A 20933-nucleotide genomic window follows, 5' to 3' on the forward strand; every position below is an offset into this window, starting at 1 on the left:
GAGTAATAATTTTAAATCTTTGCCCATCATTTTTTGATGGGCAATTTTTTTCAAAAAATTTTTCGGACATCCTAAATTCTTGAGGTTTTAAGCTCGGGAGCTTACAATTAAGTTTAAAGGGGGGGACAAACATGGATTTTCAATTAACGAATCCGGTGGTAGAATATTTAGCCATTCGCGTTCATGATTTGGAAAAAGCGGTGGAATTTTACCGATCGGTGCCAGGTTTAGTTTTGCTTTCTGAAGAAAATAACTTAGCCTTTTTTAGTTCCCACCATGAGCAAAATGCGTTTTTAATTCTTGAGGATTGGTCAGGGGAAGCAATGTCTGGATCCAGCAAGTTGGCCCGTCTTGCTTTGCGCGTGGCTGATGCCAGTTCTTTTTATTTGCTCCAGGAAATTTTTACTAAAAAAGATATTCCGCTAATTCACTTGGTGGATGAAAATATCAATAAAGCATTGAGCATCAAGGATCCAGAAGGTAATGTGGTGACTTTTTTTGTTGATGAAAAATCAACTTCACAAAAACATTTATATGAAATGGGTAAAATTCATCTGCAAGTAAATCAGCTGGATAAAGCGGAAGAATTTTTGGAAAATGTCTTAGGCTTGCCGGTTATTTTTGATCAGGGCCAGTATTTTACCTTAAATAGTTCCCAGTGGCTCGGTCTGCAAAAAATTGACACCGAGACCAAAAAAGAAGCAGCGGGATTAGATTTTATTGTCGTATCACTACCTAATCAAGAGGAATTACAAAACTTAGTGGATCAGTTACGGGCAAAAAAAATTGATTTTTTCAAAGACGCGAAATTAACAATTGTGACGATTTTTGACTTATCGGGGGTGGAATGGTGGTTTGTAGACCGGACGAATCGCAAAGTCCAGCATTAAACGAGCAAAAAAATAATTTGGAAAAAAATCAAGCTAACAAAAAAGCTTTGGACTTTTTATTTCAAGCCGTTGCTAATCATGATTTTCCAGGATTCGTAGTTTCTTTTTATGAAGATGGAAAATTTTCCACCACCGCTTTTGGTGACCGTCAAGTTGTGCCAGAACGTTTACCCATGAGAGAAAATTTTTATTTTGATTTAGCCTCGTTGACGAAGATGTTCACGGCGATTTTAACGATTAAAGTTTTTACTGAAAAAAACTTTTCTTTACATGACCCCGTGCAAAAATTTTTACCAGCATTTGAAAATAAACAAGCAACCGTGATGGACTTATTAACTCACACGGCCCAATTGACGGGATTCATTAAAAATCGCAACGAATTAGCCAAAGAAGAATTGCAGCACGCTTTATTGAAATTGCAACCAACAGCACCAATTGGCAGTAGCCCGGTGTATTCCGATCATCATTTTTTGATTTTAGGCTTTTTGTTAGCAGAAATTACCGGGGAAACTTTAGTAAAATTAGTCGACGAAAAAATTAACGACATCATTGGCAGCAAATTTACTTTTTATCCGCCTAGAGAACTGACGGTGCCCACTCGTCCGATAGATGGCGGTAACGGACAATTTCTTTATAATTTACAAGGAAATGTTCACGATCCTAAAGCGCAGATTTTTAACGGAGTAGCTGGTCACGCGGGTTTATTTGGACGGATGGAAGACTTACAACTTTTTTTGAAAAATTTATTAAATAATCCTCGTTTTTTCGAGGCAAATCAATTACAATTAATCAGTAAAGAGCAAACGCAAGGGTTTTCTCGCAGTGCCGGATTTAAATTAATCGGCAATTATTTTAGTCATACAGGTTATACAGGAACTTTTTTTATTGGGGAGCCGGATTTAAAAAAAGGGATGATTTTTTTGTGCAATCGACTCCAGTACGGCGACCAACTGGAAAATTATCTTAAAGTAAGAGATCAATTTATTAAAATCTATTGTAGAGGATGAATTTGATGGAGCCATTATTTTTACAACCAGTTTTTCAAGAAAAAATTTGGGGCGGAAAAAAATTAGCCGAAGTATTTCACTATGATTTACCTAGTGATACGGTGGGAGAATGCTGGGGAATTTCAGCTCATCCTCACGGTGTTTCGACGGTTTTAAACGGTCCATACAAAGGAAAAAAACTTAACGAATTGTGGCAAGAAGCGCCGCAATTATTTGGCCATCCTAAAGAAAAAATTTTTCCATTGCTCGTTAAAATTCTGGATGCTAAAGAAGCCTTGTCCGTCCAAGTGCATCCCGATGATGCTTATGGAGAAAAACATGCCGGAGAACTAGGAAAAACAGAATGCTGGTACATTATTGACGCCGATCCAGGTGCGGAAATTATTTATGGACATCATGCAAAAACCCGGGAACAATTGGCGGAAATGATTGAAAAAAAAGAATGGGCTGCCTTATTTACCCATGTACCAGTGAAAGCTGGCGATTTTTTCTACGTGCCAGCAGGAACCATTCATGCAATCGGCGCTGGGGTATTGATTTTGGAAACCCAACAATCATCTGACACCACTTATCGCGTGTATGATTATGATCGGAAAGATGCTGAGGGAAAATTGCGGGAATTACATTTGAAAGAATCCATTGATGTGACGACTGTTCCTCAGAAAAATCCCGTTTTACACACGGTGGAAAAAAATATCGGAAAAAGTTCCATCACAGAATTTGTCCATGCTGAATATTTTTCAGTTTACTTGTGGGAAGTGGAAGGGCAATTGAATTTACACGCCACCGCTCCTTATACGTTAGCGACAGTGATTAAAGGCTATGGTCAACTGGAAGTTTTAAATAATAACGGTCTAGTGGAAAAAACCTATCCTTTAGAACTAGGGCAACATTTTATTTTACCTAATGAAATTAAAAATTGGCGCATTTCTGGCAGTTTAAAAATTGTCGCCTCAACGCCAGCTGAATAAAAAAACAACCGACCAATTTTTTTGGTCGGTTGTTTTTTATCTATTGGTTGATGAATCGCTAAGTAAAACTTCATTACTTGGTAAGGTGATGCCGGGATATTTTTTTTGGAGCGCCGTTTTAATTAAACGTAACGCCAAAACCGGGTTCCGCGCTAGAATTGGCCCGTGAAAATAAGTACCGAAAACATTTTTATAAACAACGCCTTCTGAACCATCTTCTCCGTTATTTCCTTTTCCCATCACCACTTTGCCTAAAGGTTTTTCACCTTCACCTAGAAAAGTCCGACCGTTGTGATTTTCAAAACCATAATATGTTTCATTGAATTCTTGATTGTAAATTTCCGTATCACCAATAAAACGATTGTGATCTTGGCTTAAAGTGTAGTGATCTAACGCTGAGATGCCGGGAATTTTTTCGCCATGGGCCCCTAAATAATAATGACCCAACAATTGATAACCGCCACAAACTGCCAGCATCACACCATCGTCTTCGATAAATTCAGTGAGGGCTTCTTTTTTTGTTTGAATATCTTCTGAGACAATCAGCTGTTCAAAATCTTGACCGCCGCCAAAGAAAATCAAATCGAAATCTTCAGGATGAAATGCTTCATGAATCGAAATGACCGAAGAATGAAAGGCCACGTTCATTTTTTCTGTGTAATATTTCAAAAGTAACATATTACCATTATCGCCGTACGTATTCAGCAAGTTTCCGTAAAGGTGGCCAACTCTAAGTTCAAGATTTTCCATCTTACATCCCTCCTTTAATGATGCCGGCTTTAGCGAGCTCTTTTCTAAATTGCAGCACAGCCGTATAGGTCGCTAAAATATAAACATTTTTTGTGGGTAGTTGTTGAATTTTTTCAATGGCCGTTTTAAAATCACTGACTTCTGCCAAATCTTCTTTAGGGACACCAGCGACTTTTAAACGCAGCGCCATATCTTTATGGCGATCGCCACCGGCAATAAATTTAGGAATATTTAGTTGAGCTAATTTTTCATGCTCGCCATCCCAAATCCAAGAAACATCAATCCCATCAGCTGGATTGGAATTTAAAAAACTAACGAGAGAAAAGGGTGGCGGCGTTAAAGCAATCAGATCGATGACTTGATTTAAGCCCACCGGATTTTTTACTAAAATAAGCGTGCAAACTTTGTCCCCAATCTGAATCACTTCTTGGCGGCCAAATATTTTTTCATCGTAAGCAAGACCCTGAGCGATTTTTTCAGGAGTGACGCTATAATATTCTCCCACACTTGCTGCAGCTAACGCATTATAAACATTATACAAACCACCAACTTGTAGGTGATAATCGTGATTGTCAATTGTAAAATCAGAAGAAAGATTATCCATTTTAGAAATATTGGTGAGTTGATAATTTAATTGCGGGCGAGAGAAACCACAATGAGGACAATAATAATCGCCTAAATTTGCATAAGTAATCATTTTATAATGCAAAAGATGGTGACATTGCGGGCACAAAATGCCATCAGTATTATAATGAGGCATCTGCTCAAGTGGTTTTTGATGATTGAATCCATAATAAATTCGCTCGTTGACTGTTTCTAGTGAATTAAAAATCGGTGAGTCGCCATTGGCTAAAATTTTCGCCTCGGGGGCTTTTTTTGCGCCATCAACAATCATTTGATAAGTGGTATAAATTTCGCCGTAGCGGTCCATTTGATCACGAAAAATATTCGTGAAAACGAAAAGTTGTGGCTTAATATATTCGGTAATTTTAGAAAGGGAAGCTTCATCAATTTCTAAAACGGCAAATTTTTTGCCTTTATTTTTTTTCGCCGATAAAAAAGTTGAAACAATCCCTTGAACCATGTTGGCTCCAGTGGGATTAGTGAGGACATTATCGTATTGTTGTTTTAAAATATTAACAGTTAAAGCCGTCGTTAAAGTTTTTCCATTGGTACCAGTGATAACAACAACTTCATAATCGCGGGCTAAAGTATCAAGAATATTCGGTTGGATTTTTAAAGCAAGTTTTCCCGGATAGCTTGATCCGCCTTTTAAAAAGGTATGTAAAAACCATTGGGCAGTTTTGCCGGCAACAATGGCGGTTAAACTTTTCAAATTCATGAGATTCCTCCAAATTTCAAGCTAAAATCAATCCAAGTGTAACATAATTTTTTTTAAAAATTAAGCAGTGTTGCGTTCAGAGAAATATTTTAAGAAAAATTTGGGAAAAGCATTGATTAAAAAGTCATGATTAAAGTGAAGCCGTGAAGCACTTTACAAGCAGACTCTAGCAAATGATTTGTCAGAACTGCCAAGGCTTGTTACGCTTAAAGTAGGAATGAGATTGGAATGAGAAAGGGAGATTGCAATGGTTAAACTTTTAATTGCGTATTATAGTTCGACAGGTAATGGCACAAAGATGGCTCACTTTGCCCAAAAAGCCGCCGAAGATTTTGGCGCTGAAGTACGCTTGCGGCAAATTCCTGAACTGGCACCAGATGTTGCGATTGATGCCAATCCATTATGGCGAAAAAATGTGGAGGCCACTAAAGATATTCCAATAGCCAAAAGTGATGATTTGATTTGGGCGGATGCTTTCGTCTTTTCTTCTCCATCCCGCTTTGGTGTGATGGCAGCCCAAATGAAACAATTTATGGATATGCAAGGGGGCTTGTGGTTTGCTGGGAAACTGGCCAATAAAGCAATCACTGCTTTTTCTTCGGCGCAAAATGCCCACGGTGGACAAGAAGAAGTGATTCAAAGTATTTATACAGTAGCCCAACATTGGGGCTGTTTAATTGTGCCGCCTGGCTATGTTGATGAAAAAAGTTACGGCTCCGGTGGAAACCCTTATGGCACGTCAGCGACAATTACCCCAGAAGGAAAAATGGTCGCAGAAGACGAAGTAGACGGCGCGATTAATGCCCAAGTCAAACGACTTTTATCCATTACGACTATTTTAGCTGGAGAATAAAAATAAAAAAAATTGCCGAAAAAAATTCGGCAATTTTTTTGTTTTATGGCAAGAAAGAACGAAGAGGTCCTTAGTGGAAGAAGGCTAACAGTAAAGCCAACAGGAAAAGACCGAGTAACACAAACCAACCGATATTAGCCCAACCAGCAAGTTTTAAGCTGAATAAAGGATTGCCGAAGAAATAATCCCAACGCCGTTTGCGAAAGACACCGGCGTATTTATTTACTTTATTTTTTAAAGCGGGGACTTCTTTAAAGACTTTCAGCAAAGTTAAAGCATCTTTTTGGTTAAACATTTCTGTAAAGTAATGATCTTGACTTTCAAAATCTAGCATATAAAAATTCGTGGCCCCTTTTTTAGCCATTTCAATAACATTTTTATTATTATTAGGACCAAAAATGCCAATCTTGTAAGCTTCCAGGTGAATACTTTCAATCAATTCATAAGGGTAAGTATAATATTGACCTTCCTCTAAAAAATCCAAGACAACAAAAAAGATTATTTTTTTGGGAGTGAATAGCAGTAGACGATTGCTTCTCAAATCATAAAAAGTATTGACATATTGCCGCGCTTTTTCAGTTCTCGCGTAACTCATACCCATGATGCCAGTCGTAAAAATAGCCGAGTTTTCTTCATTAGTCATGGGCACCATCGCCAAAATCGGTTCATCTGGACCTAATTGATCTTTCCAAATTTTTTTTAACTCTTCAACTAAAATATACATTTGCGTTTGTTTAAATTTCTTTTTCGTATCAGACGGTAAAGTGCCGGCTTGAATTACGGATTTAAAAGCGTTATGTTGATTAAGCATGGAATTGCTCCTTTCCTAATACTCGCGCCAATTTTTTGCGGCCACGGGAGAGATGATTATAAATTTTTGCCGGACTCAACTTTAAATCAGCGCCAATTTCTTCGGCAGTTTCTTCATAAAAGTAATAGCGTAGAAAAATGGTTTGATCTAAAGATTTCAAACTTTGCAAGTGAGCCATGAAAAATTCTTGTGCTAATGCGGGATCTTGGATAGCGAAATCTTCTTGCCATTTTTCTAAAGAAATTTCTTTTTTGTGATTTTTTTCTTGCCGCAAAAAATCCAAGGTAGTATGCTTAGCCACTGCGGTTAACCACGTTTTAAGAAGTGATTTTTGTGGGTCGTACAGCTGACTTTTTTCCCAAATTTTAAAATAAACTTCATTTTCTAAATCTGGCAGTTGACTATGCAAAAAAGATGGCAAATGTTGTAAGATTTCTTGATGAATTGCTTGTTTATAGGTTTTAATCAAAAGCTCTAAACCAACAAAATCTCGCTGATTTAATAAGTCTATGATTTGTTGATCAACAGTCGATGAGGTTTCAGACATTTTTTCTCCTTTCGATATTTTTTTTGGTCATTATTTTTGTTCTACACTGCCTTATACGTGGGACAATCGGTTTTTCTATCATTTATCTTCAAGTATACCAGATTTAATTTATCTTTAGATTTCGGTGAAAATCTAGCTATTTTCCGCTTTTTTCTGTATAATATTTCCGATAAGCAAGGAGGAATTTGGGTGGCTCAATTATTTTTTAAATACGGCGCTATGAACTCGGGAAAAACCATCGAGATTTTAAAAGTGGCCCACAATTATGAAGAACAAAATAAATCGGTAGTGATTTTCACTTCCGGTCTAGATAACCGCGCGGGTGTGGGTTATGTGGCAAGTCGGATTGGTTTAAAACGCGAGGCGATTCCGATTTTTTCAGAGACAACTATTTTTGAAATTGTTGATGCTATTTCTCCGCGGCCGGCTTGTGTTTTAATTGACGAAGCCCAATTTTTAGAAAAACAACATGTCTTAGATCTAGCCAAAATTGTCGACGAACTACAAATTCCAGTAATGGCTTTTGGTTTGAAAAATGATTTCCGCAATGAATTATTTTCCGGCAGTAAATATTTATTTTTATACGCCGACAAAATTGAAGAACTGAAAACCATTTGTTGGTTCTGTCATAAAAAAGCCACGATGAATTTACATTTTGTCGACGGCAAGCCAACGTATACCGGCGATCAAATTCAAATTGGCGGCAATGAAAGTTTTTATCCGGTGTGTCGCTATCATTATTCCCACCCGCTCATTGAAAATTTGCCGAAATAACTACTAACTAAAACAACAACTATTGAAACAACTAAGAGTTCACAAGGAGGATATATGTACGATCAATTACAGTCTTTGGCCGATCGCTATGAAGAGTTAGGAGAATTGCTCTCTGACCCTGAGGTGATTTCTGACACAAAGCGTTTTTTACAATTATCAAAAGAAGAAGCCGGTTTGCGAGAAACGGTGGCTGTTTATCGCCGCTACAAAGAAGTCGAAAAAGAAATTTCTGAAACAGAAGAATTATTAAGCGAAAATCTAGACGGTGAAATGGCTGAAATGGCCAAAGAAGAACTGTCTACTTTGAAAAAAGAAAAAGAAGCGCTAGAAGAACGCGTGAAAATTCTTTTACTACCAAAAGATCCTAACGATGATAAAAATATTATTTTAGAAATTCGCGGCGCAGCAGGTGGCGATGAAGCGGCCTTATTTGCTGGGGATTTATTAACCATGTATCAAAGATATTCCGAAGCACAAGGCTGGCGCTTTGAAATTATGGAAGCCAATGTCACGGGAATCGGTGGTTATAAAGAAGTTGTCGCCATGATTTCTGGTGAAAATGTTTTCTCAAAATTAAAATACGAATCAGGCGCACACCGGGTGCAACGGGTGCCTTCTACCGAATCTCAAGGACGGATTCACACCTCAACTTCGACAGTCGTTATTATGCCAGAAGCTGAAGAAGTGGAACTCGATATGCCAGAAAAAGATATTCGGGTAGATATTTATCACGCTTCTGGAGCGGGTGGACAGCACGTCAACAAAACCGCCTCTGCTGTTCGTTTGACCCATTTACCTACAGGAATTGCTGTGGCGATGCAAGATGAACGTTCACAAATTAAAAACCGCGAAAAAGCGATGAAAATTTTGCGGGCAAGAGTGTATGATCATTATGCTCACGCCGCGCAAAGTGAATATGATGCCAATCGTAAATCAGCTGTGGGAACTGGCGATCGCTCCGAACGTATTCGGACGTATAATTTTCCGCAAAATCGCGTGACGGATCATCGGATTGGTTTAACGATTCAAAAATTAGATCAAATTCTTAACGGAAAACTTGATGAAATTATTGATGCGTTAATTATGTATGATCAAACAAAAAAACTAGAAGAGTTGCAAGAGAATGGCTATTAAAACTTACTTTGAAGCTCACAAACGAGCTTCTTTGTTTTTACAAAGTCGAAGCAAAGATCCCGACCAAATTTTATTTTTATTGTTGCAACAATTAGGTTGGAGTAAAACTATTTGGCTAATGAAAATGAATGAAGAAATTCCTGAAGATGTGGAAGAACTATTGGAAGATGATCTTGATTTATTACTGGCCGATCAGCCTGTCCAATACATTTTAGGTTTCACCGAATTTTTCGGCTTGCGTTTTTCTGTCAATGAAAATACCTTAATTCCTCGTGTGGAAACTGAAGAATTAGTCGAGCTTGTTTTGGCAAAAACACCAAAGACGGCGCTAAAAGTTTTAGATATTGGCACAGGCAGTGGGGCGATTGCGATTAGTCTGAAAAAAAATCGCCAAGATTGGCAAGTAGAAGCTTCCGATATTTCCACGGCCGCTTTGCAAGTGGCTAGGCACAACGCGCTAGATCTCGGTTGTGATGTGAATTTTATCAAAAGCGATGTCTTAAGCGATATTTCAGAGAGGTTCGATATTTTAGTTTCCAATCCGCCTTATATTGCTAGAAGTGAAGAGCATTTAATGGATGCTTCCGTTTTAAAATACGAACCGCACACCGCTCTTTTTGCTGAAAATGATGGCCTAGCCATTTACGAAAAAATTGCGAAAGAAGCGCCAAGAAAATTAAATCCAGGCGGGAAAATTTTTCTAGAAATTGGTTTTGCCCAAAAAGACGCCGTGGAAAAAATCTTTCGCCAATCATTTCCCGAAAAAAAAGTGCAAACTTTTAAAGATATGGCCGGTCGCGATCGGATGGTAGTCATTGAATAATTGAAAGATTCAATAAAAGAAAGAAAAGAAAGAAGAGAAACGATGGAAACAAAAATCTTAACTAAAAATGATTTAGACCAAGCCGTCTCTTTCATTCAAGCAGGCGAGCTAGTAGCGTTTCCCACCGAAACAGTTTATGGACTTGGTGCTGATTGTGAAAATGAACAAGCCGTCGCTAAAGTTTTTGCCGCAAAAGGTCGGCCTAGCGACAATCCGTTAATTGTCACAGTGGCCAGTCTTTCCCAAATTGAAAAATATGTCGGCAAACTGCCAGCTAATTTTAAAAAACTTGCTGAAAAATTTTGGCCAGGACCTTTAACGATGATTTTACCAATTTTACCCGATGCTTTATCTCCATTAGTCACCGGTGGCTTAAAAACTTGTGCCTTTCGGATGCCAGATAACGCCTTAACCCTTGAGCTAATTAAAAAAAGCAACCGCGCCTTAGTCGGTCCTTCTGCCAATACTTCAGGGAAACCATCGCCCACGAGTGCAGAGCATGTTTATCATGACTTAAAAGGAAAAATTGCCGGCATTTTAGACGATGGTCCAACAACTTTTGGAGTGGAATCAACCGTTTTAGATTTAAGTAGCGCGCCTTTAATTTTGCGGCCAGGATCGATTACCGCCGAACAGTTAAGTGACGCACTAGGTGTTGATGTTTCTTTAGATCAACATTTAGTTGGCAAAAGCGAAACACCCAAAGCACCCGGGATGAAATATAAACATTATTCTCCAAATGCTGAGGTAGTAATGATGCCAGTAAATGCCCACGTTGAAGTTTGGCAACGAGCACTGCTTGATTTTCCAGGAAAAAAAATTGGCCTTTTAGCACCAGATCATATTTTGCAAAAATTAGTTTCAGAAAAATTCACGGATTCATTTTCTTTAGGAGAAGATCATCCAGCAAGTTTTAATCATTTTCTTTTTGCGGGCCTCAGAGCGCTTGATGAAAGTTGCGAAGTCATTTTGGCGGCGACACTTTCAGGCGAAGGGGCAGGGGCGGCTTATATGAATCGTTTGAAAAAAGCTAGCGGCAATGTTTGGTGTCAAAGGAATAATTCCTAACATAAATATCTTTTCCTATGCTACACTATTTGTAATAAACGTAAGGAGTGGTGTCGATGTTTGAACAAGTAAAAGACTTTGATCCAGAAATTTTTGGAACAATTGAAAAAGAATTGGGTCGCCAACAAAGAAATATTGAATTAATTGCTTCTGAAAATTTTGTTTCGCCTCAAGTTTTAGCCGCTCAAGGAAGTATTTTAACGAACAAATACGCAGAAGGTTATCCTGGACATCGTTATTACGGGGGCTGTGAATATATTGATATTGTTGAAAATTTAGCTATTGACCGGGCCAAACAATTATTCGGCGCTAAATTTGCCAATGTCCAACCACATTCTGGCTCTCAAGCCAATGCTGCTGCTTATAAAGCGCTAGTGCAACCAGGAGATGTTATTTTAGGCATGGATCTTGTTGCCGGCGGTCATTTAACACATGGCTCTCCGGTGAATTTTTCTGGTCAAATGTATCATTTTGAAAGTTATGGCGTGGATCCGGTAACAGAAGTGATTGATTATAATGTTGTCCGAATTCAAGCGCGGAAATTTCAACCAAAATTAATCGTTGCCGGCGCCTCAGCTTACGGTCGAACGATTGATTTCAAAAAATTCCGGGAAATCGCTGATGAAGTTGGCGCTTATTTGATGGTGGACATGGCTCACATCGCAGGACTAGTAGCAGCGGGCCTTCATCCAAATCCAATGCCTTACGCCGACGTGGTGACGTCAACGACCCATAAAACATTGCGGGGTCCACGAGGCGGATTAATTTTAACTAACGATGAAACTTTGGCTAAAAAAATTAATTCAGCCATTTTCCCCGGCACACAAGGCGGCCCCTTGGAACACGTGATTGCAGCTAAAGCAGTGGCTTTTAAAGAAGCGTTGCAACCAGAATTTATCGAATACGCCCAACAAATTATTGATAACGCCAAAGCTATGGCTAAAGTTTTCAATCAAACACCAGAAATCCGCGTGATTTCCGGCGATGTGGACAATCATTTAATTTTACTAGATGTGACAGGTTTTGGTTTGACTGGAAAAGAAGCGGAACTTTTGCTGGATTCTGTGGGGATTACGGTCAATAAAAATAGTATTCCTTTTGAATCTCAAAAACCGACAGTCACTTCTGGCATTCGGGTGGGAACACCGGCGATTACCACTCGTGGCTTTAAAGAAGAGGAATCCATTGAAGTGGCAAAAATGATTGTTAAAGCTTTAAGTCATCCGCAAAATGAAGAAATTTTGCAACAAGTGCAAACGGATGCCGGAGAACTGACGGCTAAATTTCCATTACCATATAAATAAAGAAAAAGTGAGGGAAAATTTTAAAATTTTTTCTCACTTTTTTGTAGTTTAGACTAGCTATTTTTAGTTTTATACACTAGAATGAAAAGGATAAAAAAAAGGAGCTGACACAATGGGAAAATTTCAAGTGATTGATCATCCGTTAATTCAACACAAGTTAACAATTATTCGGGATAAAAATTGTGGGACCAAAGTATTTCGTGAGGTCGTGGATGAAATCGCCATGTTAATGGCTTTTGAAGTGTCGCGCGATATGCCGCTAGAAGACGTTGAGATCGAAACGCCAATCGGTAAATCCGTTCAGAAAACCTTAAGTGGGAAAAAAGTTGCTATTGTGCCAATTTTAAGAGCAGGTCTGGGCATGGTTGACGGGATTTTGGAATTAATTCCAGCGGCCAAAGTCGGACACATCGGGATGTACCGCGATCACGAAACATTGAAACCAGTAGAATATTTTGTTAAGTTACCTAGTGATATTGCTACTCGTCAATTGTTTGTTGTCGATCCAATGCTGGCTACCGGTGGATCAGCAATTATGGCCATCGATGCGTTGAAAGAACGTGGCGCGTCCAATATGAAATTTGTTTGCCTTGTCGCTGCTCCAGAAGGCGTCAAAGCTTTACAAGAAGCGCACCCAGATGTTGATATTTATGTGGCTGCTTTAGATGAAAAATTAAATGAAGATGGCTATATCGTTCCAGGTCTAGGCGATGCCGGTGACCGTTTGTTCGGAACAAAATAAAAAAAAGAAAAAGCGAAATCGTTATGATTTCGCTTTTTTATGGCTCAATGTCAAATCGGACTGATAGGATTATTTAAAACAGTTAAGGCAGAATTTATTTTCTGCTTTGGCTGTTTTTTTATTTAATAGAAATAAGGTTGTTGGTTAAGAAGATTCGAGCGCGCATGTTGGAGAAATTTCGATACCCGTAAGCGACTCTTTTGAGGACTTTTATATGGGTGTGGATATTTTCTAGTTTTGCATTGGAATAGGATTTTTCTAAAGACAGGCGAATGCCTGCTTCGTGTTTACGGAAAGTACGTTTTAATATTTGGAGTTCGGCGGGAATTTCTTCAGGCATCTCATTTAAAAGACGATAAAATTCGCCGCCATCCTTATGATTGAAGGCGTAAATCAAATCTTGGTAGTAGTTGTAGCCCAGGGAAAGATCCTCAGAAATGGTTAAAAGTCGGTCCACGATTTCGGTTTGTGTTAAGTAGCTCCAACTAAAATTCGCTCTTTTTTTAAATGTTTGAAAATCTAATTTATCGTGACTCATTAAAAGAAGACGATTGAGCTTTTTTAATTGCCGGTATTGTTTGGCCTGTGAGGGATCGTTTTGATTGAGGCTTTTCATTACTCTGACCCGCAGGTTATCAAAGCAACGGTTCATGTGCTGGACAATATGAAATCGGTCAATGATAAGCTTAGCGTTAGGGAAACAAATTTTAACAACTTTTAGATACGGGGCATTCATATCCGACACCACGTAACGAACACTGTGCCGGGCCTGGCGATCGAAGCTCATAAAATAGTCCACAAGGTCATTCTTTCTGCGGCTAGGAAGAATATCAAACAGTTTGCCCGTATCACCATCCATACAAGAAAAAGCAAATTTTCCTTTGTCAGTGGTTAAAGAACGAAATTCATCAAATAGTAAACATTTGGGCAACCAATTCTTTTTAATGTTGATTTCCTGACCTAATAAGTCGATTGATTTTTGTAAAGTAGAACTAGAAACGAAACAATGTTTGGCAATATTTTTAGCCGTATTTTTTTCAGTGAGCTCCTCAAATGCCTTGTAAAATACTTGTTTAGCAATAAAGCAAAAGCGATCCACTAGGTACGTTTTGGCGGTAAAATAACTATGGCAGTTGCGGCAGAGATATCTTTGTTTCTTGAGATTGAGATAAGTCCTCTGGTTGCCCGCAGAATTTAAAAGGATTCGAGACTGTTTTCCGCCATTTTTAACAATCGTTTTTTCATCTGCCTGACCACACTCAGGACAGCGTGAAACTTGATTCGTTAAGGAAGCATAGACGACGAGATGCCCACCTTTTTTGTCCCTTTCTTCCTCAACACTATGAATTTCAATATTTGAGTCTTTTATTCTAAGCAATTTTTTGATATCATTGAATTCGAACATACAAATTTTCCTCCCCAGAATGTGATGATGGTGATTCTATTCTAACGGAAAATTTGTATGTTTTCTTGTTTTTTTATACAAATAGGGACCGACAGAATTTTTATTCTATCAGTCCAATAAATTATAGAGCCTTTTTTATTTGGTCAAGTGATTATCAAAGATTCGTTTTGTTATGGAAAAGATTATTTTTAAAGTACCAAGTCAAGAGCAGTAAACTATAGGTGCATAAAATAATTGTTAAGGTATAATCAATGAGTCATCCTTAGTTTAGAGCTTTGAAAAACTTAAAATATTCCATCTTGATTTAATTTGGATTAATTTTTGTTAAAAAACAACAAAAAAATGAAGCATCCTAACACTCCCCAAACTTTAAAAGTTTATCCAATATAATCATCTGATAAAATTTGCAACATCGCTGTTCGTTTTTTTTATAACCTTGATTTAACGGTATAAAAAAAGCAGCGACTAGGCAAATAGATAAAATTTCCGGTGAATTAATGATTCATCCTCAATTTCCCTAATTTGCTACATCGCTACTCGCTTTTTTTATAACCTTGATTGACGGTATAAAAAAAGCAACTCCTATGAAAAAAGAAAAAATGTTTTCTGAGGCGTTGCCTCATACACCATTTTCCTATTTTTCTACGGAGCTACTCGCTTTTTTTATAGCCTTGATTGACGGTATAAAAAAGCAGCGATTAGGCAAATAGATAAAATTTCCGGTGAATTTATGATTCATCCTCAATTTTCCTAATTTGCTACATCGCTACTCGCTTTTTTTATAACCTTGATTGACGGTATAAAAAAAGCAGCTCCTATGAAAAAAGAAAAAATGTTTTCTGAGGCGTTGCCTCATACACCATTTTCCTATTTTTCTACATCGCTACTCGCTTTTTTTATAACCTTGATTTTAAACGCGTTCTAGTTTTTTGTAGTTAATGACGACAACGCCATTTGTTTGGAAGACAAACTTTTCATTTTCGGGCTTTTGATCAATTTCCACGACGGCGGAATTGGTCAATTGCTTGGTTACAGTGCCTGTGAGGTGACGGCCATTAATGACGAATGATACTTTGGCATCTTTGACAAAATTCTCGCCGAAATCAGAAGGTTCCGGGCGATGATTGTAACTGTTATTAAATCCTACCATCTAAAAAACCACCCTTTCTTAGTCATTATAACATAGATTAGTCAAACTTGTAAGGAAGAGGTCATAAAAAAAACGAGTGTTTTAGATTGAGTAAATATAAATGATAAAAAAACTTGTTTTACTTTGTGAAAAAAACTTTTTTGTCCGTAATTTGTTCATGTTAATTTACTTTTTAATATTTTATACAAAAAAAGAACCTCACTAAATGTTGATTTAGCAAGGTTTCTATTTAAAAAAAATTATTTTATTTTATCTTTTATGCCAGCTGCAGGATTCGAACCTGTGACCCCCGCGTTACGAGTGCGATGCTCTACCGACTGAGCTAAGCTGGCTCAACTTTTTTATTATAGCGAAGACTAGAAATTTTGTAAAGACCTAGCAGAAAAAAATTTAAGGTTAAATTTCTCTAAGGGGACTTTCCATTTTCGTCCTAGGGCTCTATAATAGGGTAAGACTTTTTACGGAAAAGGGGTCAATATGGACACAACGAAAAAAAATAATTTAGACAATCGAATTGATTATGGAATCATTTTGCCAGTTTTTATGCTGGCGGTTATTGGGCTATTGTCATTATATGTGGCGCTCGCTCAAGATGTGCGGCAGCCAGATATTATGGGCGATGTGCTAAAGCAAGGATTATGGTACATTCTTGGTGGCGTGGCGATTATCATTTTAATGCAATTTTCCAGCAAAATTTTATGGCGCTTGACGCCGATTTTTTATGCTCTTGGTTTAGGACTTATGGTCGCTTTATTACAATTTTACGATCCAAACTTAGCCGCATTAACAGGTTCAAAGAACTGGTTTGTCCTTGGACCGTTATCTTTTCAACCAGCTGAGTTAATGAAAATTGCTTATATTTTGATGATGGCCTTTGTAGTGACGCGCCACAATTTACATCACAAGCCCCGCAGTGTGCGGAGCGATTTTTTATTGTTAGGAAAAATGATTTTAGTTTCTGCGCCAGTCATTGGACTTGTTTTAATGCAAAAAGATTTCGGGACGATGTTAGTTTTCTTGGCGATTTTTGCCGGCGTCTTTTTAATGTCGGGAATTACTTGGAAAATCGAATTGCCATTAATTGTTTTTGTCGTAGTCGTTGCCGCTGGGACAATTTATTTAGTAACGACAGATTCTGGGCGGGAATTGCTTTACAAAGTTGGATTCCATTCGTATCAGTTTGATCGGATTGACTCTTGGCTTGATCCATTTCATGATACGACCGGGAAAAGTTACCAACCGGCTCAAGCGCTGATGGCGATTGGATCTGGCGGGATTTTTGGTAAAGGATTTAATGTCAGTGAAGTTTACGTGCCAGTTCGAGAAAGTGATATGATTTTTTCGGTCATTGGCGAAAACTTTGGTTTTGTCGGCGGAACAGTCGTGATTTTGCTTTATTTTTATTTGATTTATCGGATGGTGCTCGTTTGTTTTGCTACGAATAATGAATTTTACGCCTACATTTCAACGGGAATCATTATGATGATTTTATTTCACGTCTTTGAAAACATCGGCGCAAATATTGGCCTCTTGCCGTTAACTGGGATTCCACTTCCTTTTATTTCTCAAGGGGGATCGGCTTTATTAAGTAATTTAATTGGCGTCGGGCTCTTGCTGTCGATGCGATTTCAAGCAGAAAAAGATACGGGGGTGCTTCATTGATGCTGACATTTTTTTGGTATGAAAAATGTTCCACTTGTCAAAAGGCGAAAGCTTGGTTAGATGAAAATAATATTTCTTATGAATTAAAAGATTTGATGACACAAACTCCAAGTGCTGAAAATTTCCAACAATATTTAACCGAAAGCAAATTACCAACTCGGCGATTTTTCAACACGTCAGGAGCTTTATATCGAAAAAAAAATTTAAAAACACAAGTGGAAGATTTCTCGATTCAGCAAGCAGCTGAACTTTTAGCTAGTGACGGTTATTTAGTGCGGCGACCACTTTTGATTTTAGACGGGCATTTTTTTGCCAATGGTTTTGTTGAAGAAAAATATGAGGAGTTAAAAAAATGAAAACAACTGCTGATGGTTTATTATTTATCCAAACGCTCGATAACAAAGTGCGGATTGGTTTAACCGCGCAAGCCCAAGAAGATTTAGGGAAAGTCACTTTTGTAAATTTGCCAAAAATTGGCGCGGAATTTAAAAAAGGGGATTCATTGGTCGAAGTGGAAGCTGAAAAAGCAGTCAATGAATTTGTCGCACCGATTGCCGGCACAATTACCGCTGTTCACCAAGAAGCTAGCGATCAACCTGAGCTGTTAGATAATCCTGAAGCGTTCAGTGCCTGGCTTGTAGAAATGATTCCAGCCGCCCAATAATTTATAAAGAAATGAAGATCGGCCAGCTGTGAAAATAATTTTCAAAAAATTTTTTTAAAAAGTGTTGACAGAATTTAAAAGAGTTGGTATGATTCATTCAGTTCTTAAATTAAATAAAAAAAAGCTTTGAAAAGAAGAGTAAGTTTCCGGAAACTTTGTAAAGAGAGTCCCGTTTGGTGAAAAGGGATAAGGGAAAAGAAACTGAAGATGGTCTTGGAGCAGAGTAGGCAAGTGTATTCAGCTTATTCCGGTAACGCCCGATAATGCGTCACAGTATGCGGCAACAAGTACTGGGTGAGGCAAAACTTGCAAAAGTTTTGTAAAAAAAGGTGGTAACACGAAGCTAAATTCGTCCTTTCTTTATCTATATTTATAGATAAGGAGAGGGCGATTTTTTTTATGGAGAAAGGGGTAATTATGTCAATCATTCAATTAAAAGGCGTGGAAAAAACATTCCACGATAAGACCGAAGAAGTATTTGCCGTTCAAGAAGTTGATTTAACTGTTGAAGCTGGTGATATTTACGGTATTGTTGGTTATTCTGGTGCCGGCAAATCTACTTTGGTTCGTTTACTCAATGGACTGGAGCAGCCGACCAAAGGCATTGTTAAAGTTCACGATCAAGATATTACGCAATTATCAACAAAAGATTTACGCAATTTTCGTCGGAAAATCGGGATGATTTTTCAACATTTTAATTTATTATGGTCAAAAACAGTTTTAGAAAATATTCAATTGCCACTAAAAATTGCCGGTGTACCAAAAGCTCAACGTAAAGAACGGGCGGAAGAATTATTAGCCCTCGTTGGTTTAACCGGTCGCGGCGATCATTATCCAGCTCAGTTATCCGGCGGCCAAAAGCAAAGAGTCGGAATTGCTAGAGCACTTGCTAATCGGCCAGAAATTTTACTTTGTGACGAGGCAACTAGTGCCTTAGATCCACAAACGACCGATGAAGTTTTGGATTTACTGATGGACATTAACAAAAAGCTTGGCTTAACGATTGTTTTAATTACTCACGAAATGCACGTCATTCGCAAAATTTGTAATAAAGTCGCGGTGATGGAAAAAGGGCGCATCGTTGAACGTGGCGATACATTGGAAATTTTCCGTAATCCCCAACAAGAAGTGACGAAACGATTTGTTAAAAAAGAAACGGCTGAAGATGATACTGAACAAATTCTGCAAGCTTTTCGCAATGAAAATCCTGATGGGCTAATTGTTAATCTTCATTTTACAAAAGATTCCGCCAATGAGCCGGTGATTTCTCAAGCCATTCGAAAATATCCGATTGATATTAGCGTCATTCACGGCGGGATTCAAAAAACAATTGATGGTCGCTTCGGTAATTTGACCGTCATGATTTCAGGAAATGAATTGCACCAACAACAAGCGCTAGTTTTTTTCAAAGGGCAAGGCGTGGAAGTGGAGGTGTTGAAAGGTGAATGAAGAAACTTTTGTTGAAAAATATTTAAATTTTAGCGAAGTAGACTGGCCGAAAGTTTGGGAAGCCACTCGCGATACGATTACTTTAACTCTTGTCGCCACCGTGATTATTTTCGTTGTAGGATTAATTTTGGGAGTTTTGCTTTACAGTTTATCTCGCAATAAAAGTGGGTTGGGCCGAGTGGGATACGGTATAGTAACTGTTATCACTAATGTTTTACGAGCGATTCCTTTTATGATTTTACTGATTTTATTGATGCCTTTTACAAAACAAGTGATGGGTACCATGATTGGTGTCATTGCCGCTTATCCGGCCTTGATTTTATCTTCCGCCCCATTTTTTGCGCGGATGGTAGAGTTGGCTTTGCGGGAAGTGGATGGCGGCGTATTAGAAGCGGCCAATGCGATGGGCGCGACTAAAGCACAAATTTTGTTTAAAGTATTATTGCCAGAAAGTTTGCCGGCTTTAGTTTCCGGTTTAACTGTGACGACTGTTTCCATGATTGGTTTTACCGCCATGGCTGGGGTCATCGGCGCAGGTGGGCTAGGGCAGTTGGCTTGGAATTCAGGATTTCAAAGAAATAATTTCACTGTCATTGTCGTTGCGACAATTATTATTACCTTGTTCGTTTTCTTAGTGCAAGGATTGGGCGATTTTATCGTCAAAAAAATTGATAAACGTTAAATAAAAAAAAGAAAAGAAGGAATTTATTTATGAAAAAGAAATTATTAACGATCGCTACTTTAGGAATTGCCGCACTTACTTTGGCTGCTTGTGGATCAAGCAATGATACTGATACAGCTTCAACTGGTTCATCAGCTTCTGGAGAATTAGAAACTTTAATCGTTGGTGCTTCACCAAGTCCTCATGCTGAAATTTTGGAACATGTCATGCCTCTTTTGGAAGAAAAAGGGATCAAGTTAGAAATTAAAGAATTTACCGATTATGTGTTACCAGATACGACCTTGGTTGCTGGCGATATTGATGCGAACTATTTTGCTCACACACCATTTATTAATGCTTTCAATGCTGAAAACAACGATGCTTTAGGGATTGCTGGTGCCGTTCATGTGGAACCTTTAGGCGCTTATTCCAAACGCTACGATGATATTGCCGATTTGCCAGATGGCGCGACGGTCTTAACTTCTACGAATACACCAGATTATGGCCGAATCTTAACTATTTTAATTGCTGCTGATTTAGTGACGGTAAAAGATGGCGTGGATTTGGAAACAGCAACTTTTGATGATATTGATGAAAATCCTAAAAATTTAACTTTCAAAACAGATATTGCCCCAGAATTATTAACTTCAGCTTATGATAATGACGAAGGCGACTTGATTTTCATTAACGCCAACTTCGCTTATCAATCGGGCTTAAACCCAGTGGAAGATTCCATCTTACTTGAAGGCGACGATTCCTTGTACGCCAACGTGATTGCCGTTCGTAAAGGGGAAGAAGAAGATTCTCGGATTGTCAAATTACTTGAAGTGCTTCATGAAAAAGAAGTTCAAGATTGGATTTTAGAAAAATGGGACGGTTCAGTAAAACCTGTCAGTGAATAATAAATAAAAAAATTCTCCGCAAAT

General features: G+C 38.2%; 22 protein-coding genes, 1 tRNA gene and 1 other annotated feature. Of the genes, 16 read left to right on the forward strand and 7 right to left on the reverse strand.

Features of this window, described 5'->3' with window-relative positions; genetic code table 11:
• The first annotated feature begins 131 nt into the window (after window positions 1–131).
• Genes BQ5341_RS07035 through manA form a run of 3 tightly spaced genes read left to right on the forward strand, consistent with a single transcriptional unit; the run spans window position 132 to window position 2868 of the window.
• Window positions 132–890 (forward strand): VOC family protein, encoded by a 759-nt coding sequence (locus BQ5341_RS07035; RefSeq protein ID WP_071131308.1) that lies wholly within the window; start codon window positions 132–134, stop codon window positions 888–890.
• Complete coding sequence (locus tag BQ5341_RS07040; protein ID WP_071131309.1) at window positions 848–1897, forward strand: serine hydrolase domain-containing protein; 1050 nt, start codon at window positions 848–850, stop codon at window positions 1895–1897. The genes BQ5341_RS07035 and BQ5341_RS07040 overlap by 43 nt, the downstream gene beginning before the upstream one ends.
• A gap of 2 nt (window positions 1898–1899) precedes the next feature.
• Entirely contained in the window at window positions 1900–2868 is a 969-nt protein-coding gene (gene manA / locus BQ5341_RS07045) for a mannose-6-phosphate isomerase, class I (RefSeq protein ID WP_205408742.1), read from the forward strand.
• A 36-nt stretch (window positions 2869–2904) separates the two neighbouring features.
• On the opposite strand, the gene BQ5341_RS07050 is transcribed toward manA, so the two are convergent.
• Both BQ5341_RS07050 and BQ5341_RS07055 read right to left on the reverse strand, forming a co-directional pair.
• A complete protein-coding gene (locus BQ5341_RS07050; RefSeq protein ID WP_071131311.1) occupies window positions 2905–3618 on the reverse strand; it encodes a type 1 glutamine amidotransferase in 714 nt (237 codons plus the stop codon).
• Window position 3619: 1 nt separating this feature from the next.
• Window positions 3620–4960: a Mur ligase family protein gene (locus tag BQ5341_RS07055; protein ID WP_071131312.1), complete on the reverse strand. Its 1341-nt coding sequence runs from the start codon at window positions 4958–4960 to the stop codon at window positions 3620–3622.
• A 247-nt stretch (window positions 4961–5207) separates the two neighbouring features.
• Between BQ5341_RS07055 and wrbA the strand changes: the two genes are divergently transcribed.
• Window positions 5208–5813 carry an NAD(P)H:quinone oxidoreductase type IV gene (wrbA, locus tag BQ5341_RS07060; protein ID WP_205408743.1) on the forward strand — a complete coding sequence of 202 codons (606 nt, stop codon included), beginning with the start codon at window positions 5208–5210 and terminating at the stop codon, window positions 5811–5813.
• Window positions 5814–5883: 70 nt separating this feature from the next.
• Here the strand turns inward: wrbA and BQ5341_RS07065 are convergent, their stop codons facing one another.
• Both BQ5341_RS07065 and BQ5341_RS07070 read right to left on the reverse strand, forming a co-directional pair.
• The gene (locus BQ5341_RS07065; RefSeq protein ID WP_071131314.1) at window positions 5884–6624 is read right to left on the reverse strand and encodes a hypothetical protein; all 741 of its coding nucleotides are present in this window, start codon (window positions 6622–6624) and stop codon (window positions 5884–5886) included.
• Window positions 6617–7171: a sigma-70 family RNA polymerase sigma factor gene (locus tag BQ5341_RS07070; RefSeq protein ID WP_071131315.1), complete on the reverse strand. Its 555-nt coding sequence runs from the start codon at window positions 7169–7171 to the stop codon at window positions 6617–6619. The genes BQ5341_RS07065 and BQ5341_RS07070 overlap by 8 nt, the downstream gene beginning before the upstream one ends.
• Before the next feature lie 189 nt (window positions 7172–7360).
• Here BQ5341_RS07070 and BQ5341_RS07075 point away from each other — a divergent pair, with 189 nt between their 5' ends.
• The 6 genes from BQ5341_RS07075 (at window position 7361) to upp (ending at window position 13016) form a co-directional block, all read left to right on the forward strand.
• Entirely contained in the window at window positions 7361–7945 is a 585-nt protein-coding gene (locus BQ5341_RS07075) for a thymidine kinase (RefSeq protein WP_071131316.1), read from the forward strand.
• Window positions 7946–7999: 54 nt separating this feature from the next.
• Window positions 8000–9079, forward strand: coding sequence for a peptide chain release factor 1 (gene prfA, locus BQ5341_RS07080; protein ID WP_071131317.1), 1080 nt, complete (start codon window positions 8000–8002; stop codon window positions 9077–9079).
• On the forward strand, window positions 9069–9902 hold the full coding sequence (gene prmC / locus BQ5341_RS07085; protein WP_071131318.1) for a peptide chain release factor N(5)-glutamine methyltransferase: 834 nt from the start codon (window positions 9069–9071) through the stop codon (window positions 9900–9902). The genes prfA and prmC overlap by 11 nt, the downstream gene beginning before the upstream one ends.
• A 42-nt stretch (window positions 9903–9944) precedes the next feature.
• Window positions 9945–10970: an L-threonylcarbamoyladenylate synthase gene (locus BQ5341_RS07090; protein ID WP_071131319.1), complete on the forward strand. Its 1026-nt coding sequence runs from the start codon at window positions 9945–9947 to the stop codon at window positions 10968–10970.
• A 56-nt stretch (window positions 10971–11026) separates the two neighbouring features.
• Window positions 11027–12274 carry a serine hydroxymethyltransferase gene (gene glyA / locus BQ5341_RS07095; protein WP_071131320.1) on the forward strand — a complete coding sequence of 416 codons (1248 nt, stop codon included), beginning with the start codon at window positions 11027–11029 and terminating at the stop codon, window positions 12272–12274.
• A gap of 112 nt (window positions 12275–12386) precedes the next feature.
• The gene (upp, locus tag BQ5341_RS07100) at window positions 12387–13016 is read left to right on the forward strand and encodes a uracil phosphoribosyltransferase (RefSeq protein WP_071131321.1); all 630 of its coding nucleotides are present in this window, start codon (window positions 12387–12389) and stop codon (window positions 13014–13016) included.
• Between the two features lie 118 nt (window positions 13017–13134).
• Here the strand turns inward: upp and BQ5341_RS07105 are convergent, their stop codons facing one another.
• From BQ5341_RS07105 to BQ5341_RS07115, 3 genes are all read right to left on the reverse strand, one after another.
• Window positions 13135–14421 carry an ISL3 family transposase gene (locus BQ5341_RS07105; protein ID WP_071131322.1) on the reverse strand — a complete coding sequence of 429 codons (1287 nt, stop codon included), beginning with the start codon at window positions 14419–14421 and terminating at the stop codon, window positions 13135–13137.
• Between the two features lie 910 nt (window positions 14422–15331).
• The gene (locus BQ5341_RS07110; RefSeq protein ID WP_071131323.1) at window positions 15332–15571 is read right to left on the reverse strand and encodes a hypothetical protein; all 240 of its coding nucleotides are present in this window, start codon (window positions 15569–15571) and stop codon (window positions 15332–15334) included.
• 259 nt (window positions 15572–15830) lie between these two features.
• Window positions 15831–15903: transfer RNA gene (locus tag BQ5341_RS07115), tRNA-Thr, on the reverse strand.
• Between the two features lie 145 nt (window positions 15904–16048).
• On the opposite strand from BQ5341_RS07115, the gene BQ5341_RS07120 reads away from it, so the two are divergent.
• From BQ5341_RS07120 to BQ5341_RS07145, 6 genes are all read left to right on the forward strand, one after another.
• Complete coding sequence (locus tag BQ5341_RS07120; RefSeq protein WP_071131324.1) at window positions 16049–17233, forward strand: FtsW/RodA/SpoVE family cell cycle protein; 1185 nt, start codon at window positions 16049–16051, stop codon at window positions 17231–17233.
• Complete coding sequence (locus BQ5341_RS07125; protein ID WP_071131909.1) at window positions 17233–17589, forward strand: Spx/MgsR family RNA polymerase-binding regulatory protein; 357 nt, start codon at window positions 17233–17235, stop codon at window positions 17587–17589. The genes BQ5341_RS07120 and BQ5341_RS07125 overlap by 1 nt, the downstream gene beginning before the upstream one ends.
• A complete protein-coding gene (locus tag BQ5341_RS07130) occupies window positions 17586–17897 on the forward strand; it encodes a glycine cleavage system H family protein (protein WP_071131325.1) in 312 nt (103 codons plus the stop codon). Before BQ5341_RS07125 ends, BQ5341_RS07130 begins: the two co-directional genes overlap by 4 nt.
• A gap of 117 nt (window positions 17898–18014) precedes the next feature.
• Window positions 18015–18257 (forward strand) — a binding site (T-box leader).
• A gap of 57 nt (window positions 18258–18314) precedes the next feature.
• A complete protein-coding gene (locus BQ5341_RS07135; protein WP_071131326.1) occupies window positions 18315–19346 on the forward strand; it encodes a methionine ABC transporter ATP-binding protein in 1032 nt (343 codons plus the stop codon).
• Window positions 19339–20028, forward strand: coding sequence for a methionine ABC transporter permease (locus tag BQ5341_RS07140; protein ID WP_071131327.1), 690 nt, complete (start codon window positions 19339–19341; stop codon window positions 20026–20028). Before BQ5341_RS07135 ends, BQ5341_RS07140 begins: the two co-directional genes overlap by 8 nt.
• A 29-nt stretch (window positions 20029–20057) precedes the next feature.
• The gene (locus BQ5341_RS07145; protein ID WP_071131328.1) at window positions 20058–20909 is read left to right on the forward strand and encodes a MetQ/NlpA family ABC transporter substrate-binding protein; all 852 of its coding nucleotides are present in this window, start codon (window positions 20058–20060) and stop codon (window positions 20907–20909) included.
• The last annotated feature ends 24 nt before the right edge of the window (window positions 20910–20933 follow it).

The organism is Enterococcus timonensis, assembly GCF_900104595.1.
GTDB classification, from domain to species: domain Bacteria; phylum Bacillota; class Bacilli; order Lactobacillales; family Enterococcaceae; genus Enterococcus_J; species Enterococcus_J timonensis.

Bases quoted from the DNA above. Each gene is read 5' to 3' on its own strand.
- BQ5341_RS07035 (WP_071131308.1), top strand. From the start codon at position 132: ATGGATTTTCAATTAACGAATCCGGTGGTAGAATATTTAGCCATTCGC.
- BQ5341_RS07040 (WP_071131309.1), top strand. From the start codon at position 848: ATGGTGGTTTGTAGACCGGACGAATCGCAAAGTCCAGCATTAAACGAG.
- BQ5341_RS07050 (WP_071131311.1), bottom strand. From the start codon at position 3,618: ATGGAAAATCTTGAACTTAGAGTTGGCCACCTTTACGGAAACTTGCTG.
- BQ5341_RS07055 (WP_071131312.1), bottom strand. From the start codon at position 4,960: ATGAATTTGAAAAGTTTAACCGCCATTGTTGCCGGCAAAACTGCCCAA.
- wrbA (WP_205408743.1), top strand. From the start codon at position 5,208: ATGGTTAAACTTTTAATTGCGTATTATAGTTCGACAGGTAATGGCACA.
- BQ5341_RS07065 (WP_071131314.1), bottom strand. From the start codon at position 6,624: ATGCTTAATCAACATAACGCTTTTAAATCCGTAATTCAAGCCGGCACT.
- BQ5341_RS07070 (WP_071131315.1), bottom strand. From the start codon at position 7,171: ATGTCTGAAACCTCATCGACTGTTGATCAACAAATCATAGACTTATTA.
- prfA (WP_071131317.1), top strand. From the start codon at position 8,000: ATGTACGATCAATTACAGTCTTTGGCCGATCGCTATGAAGAGTTAGGA.
- prmC (WP_071131318.1), top strand. From the start codon at position 9,069: ATGGCTATTAAAACTTACTTTGAAGCTCACAAACGAGCTTCTTTGTTT.
- BQ5341_RS07090 (WP_071131319.1), top strand. From the start codon at position 9,945: ATGGAAACAAAAATCTTAACTAAAAATGATTTAGACCAAGCCGTCTCT.
- glyA (WP_071131320.1), top strand. From the start codon at position 11,027: ATGTTTGAACAAGTAAAAGACTTTGATCCAGAAATTTTTGGAACAATT.
- upp (WP_071131321.1), top strand. From the start codon at position 12,387: ATGGGAAAATTTCAAGTGATTGATCATCCGTTAATTCAACACAAGTTA.
- BQ5341_RS07105 (WP_071131322.1), bottom strand. From the start codon at position 14,421: ATGTTCGAATTCAATGATATCAAAAAATTGCTTAGAATAAAAGACTCA.
- BQ5341_RS07110 (WP_071131323.1), bottom strand. From the start codon at position 15,571: ATGGTAGGATTTAATAACAGTTACAATCATCGCCCGGAACCTTCTGAT.
- BQ5341_RS07120 (WP_071131324.1), top strand. From the start codon at position 16,049: ATGGACACAACGAAAAAAAATAATTTAGACAATCGAATTGATTATGGA.
- BQ5341_RS07125 (WP_071131909.1), top strand. From the start codon at position 17,233: ATGCTGACATTTTTTTGGTATGAAAAATGTTCCACTTGTCAAAAGGCG.
- BQ5341_RS07130 (WP_071131325.1), top strand. From the start codon at position 17,586: ATGAAAACAACTGCTGATGGTTTATTATTTATCCAAACGCTCGATAAC.
- BQ5341_RS07135 (WP_071131326.1), top strand. From the start codon at position 18,315: ATGTCAATCATTCAATTAAAAGGCGTGGAAAAAACATTCCACGATAAG.
- BQ5341_RS07145 (WP_071131328.1), top strand. From the start codon at position 20,058: ATGAAAAAGAAATTATTAACGATCGCTACTTTAGGAATTGCCGCACTT.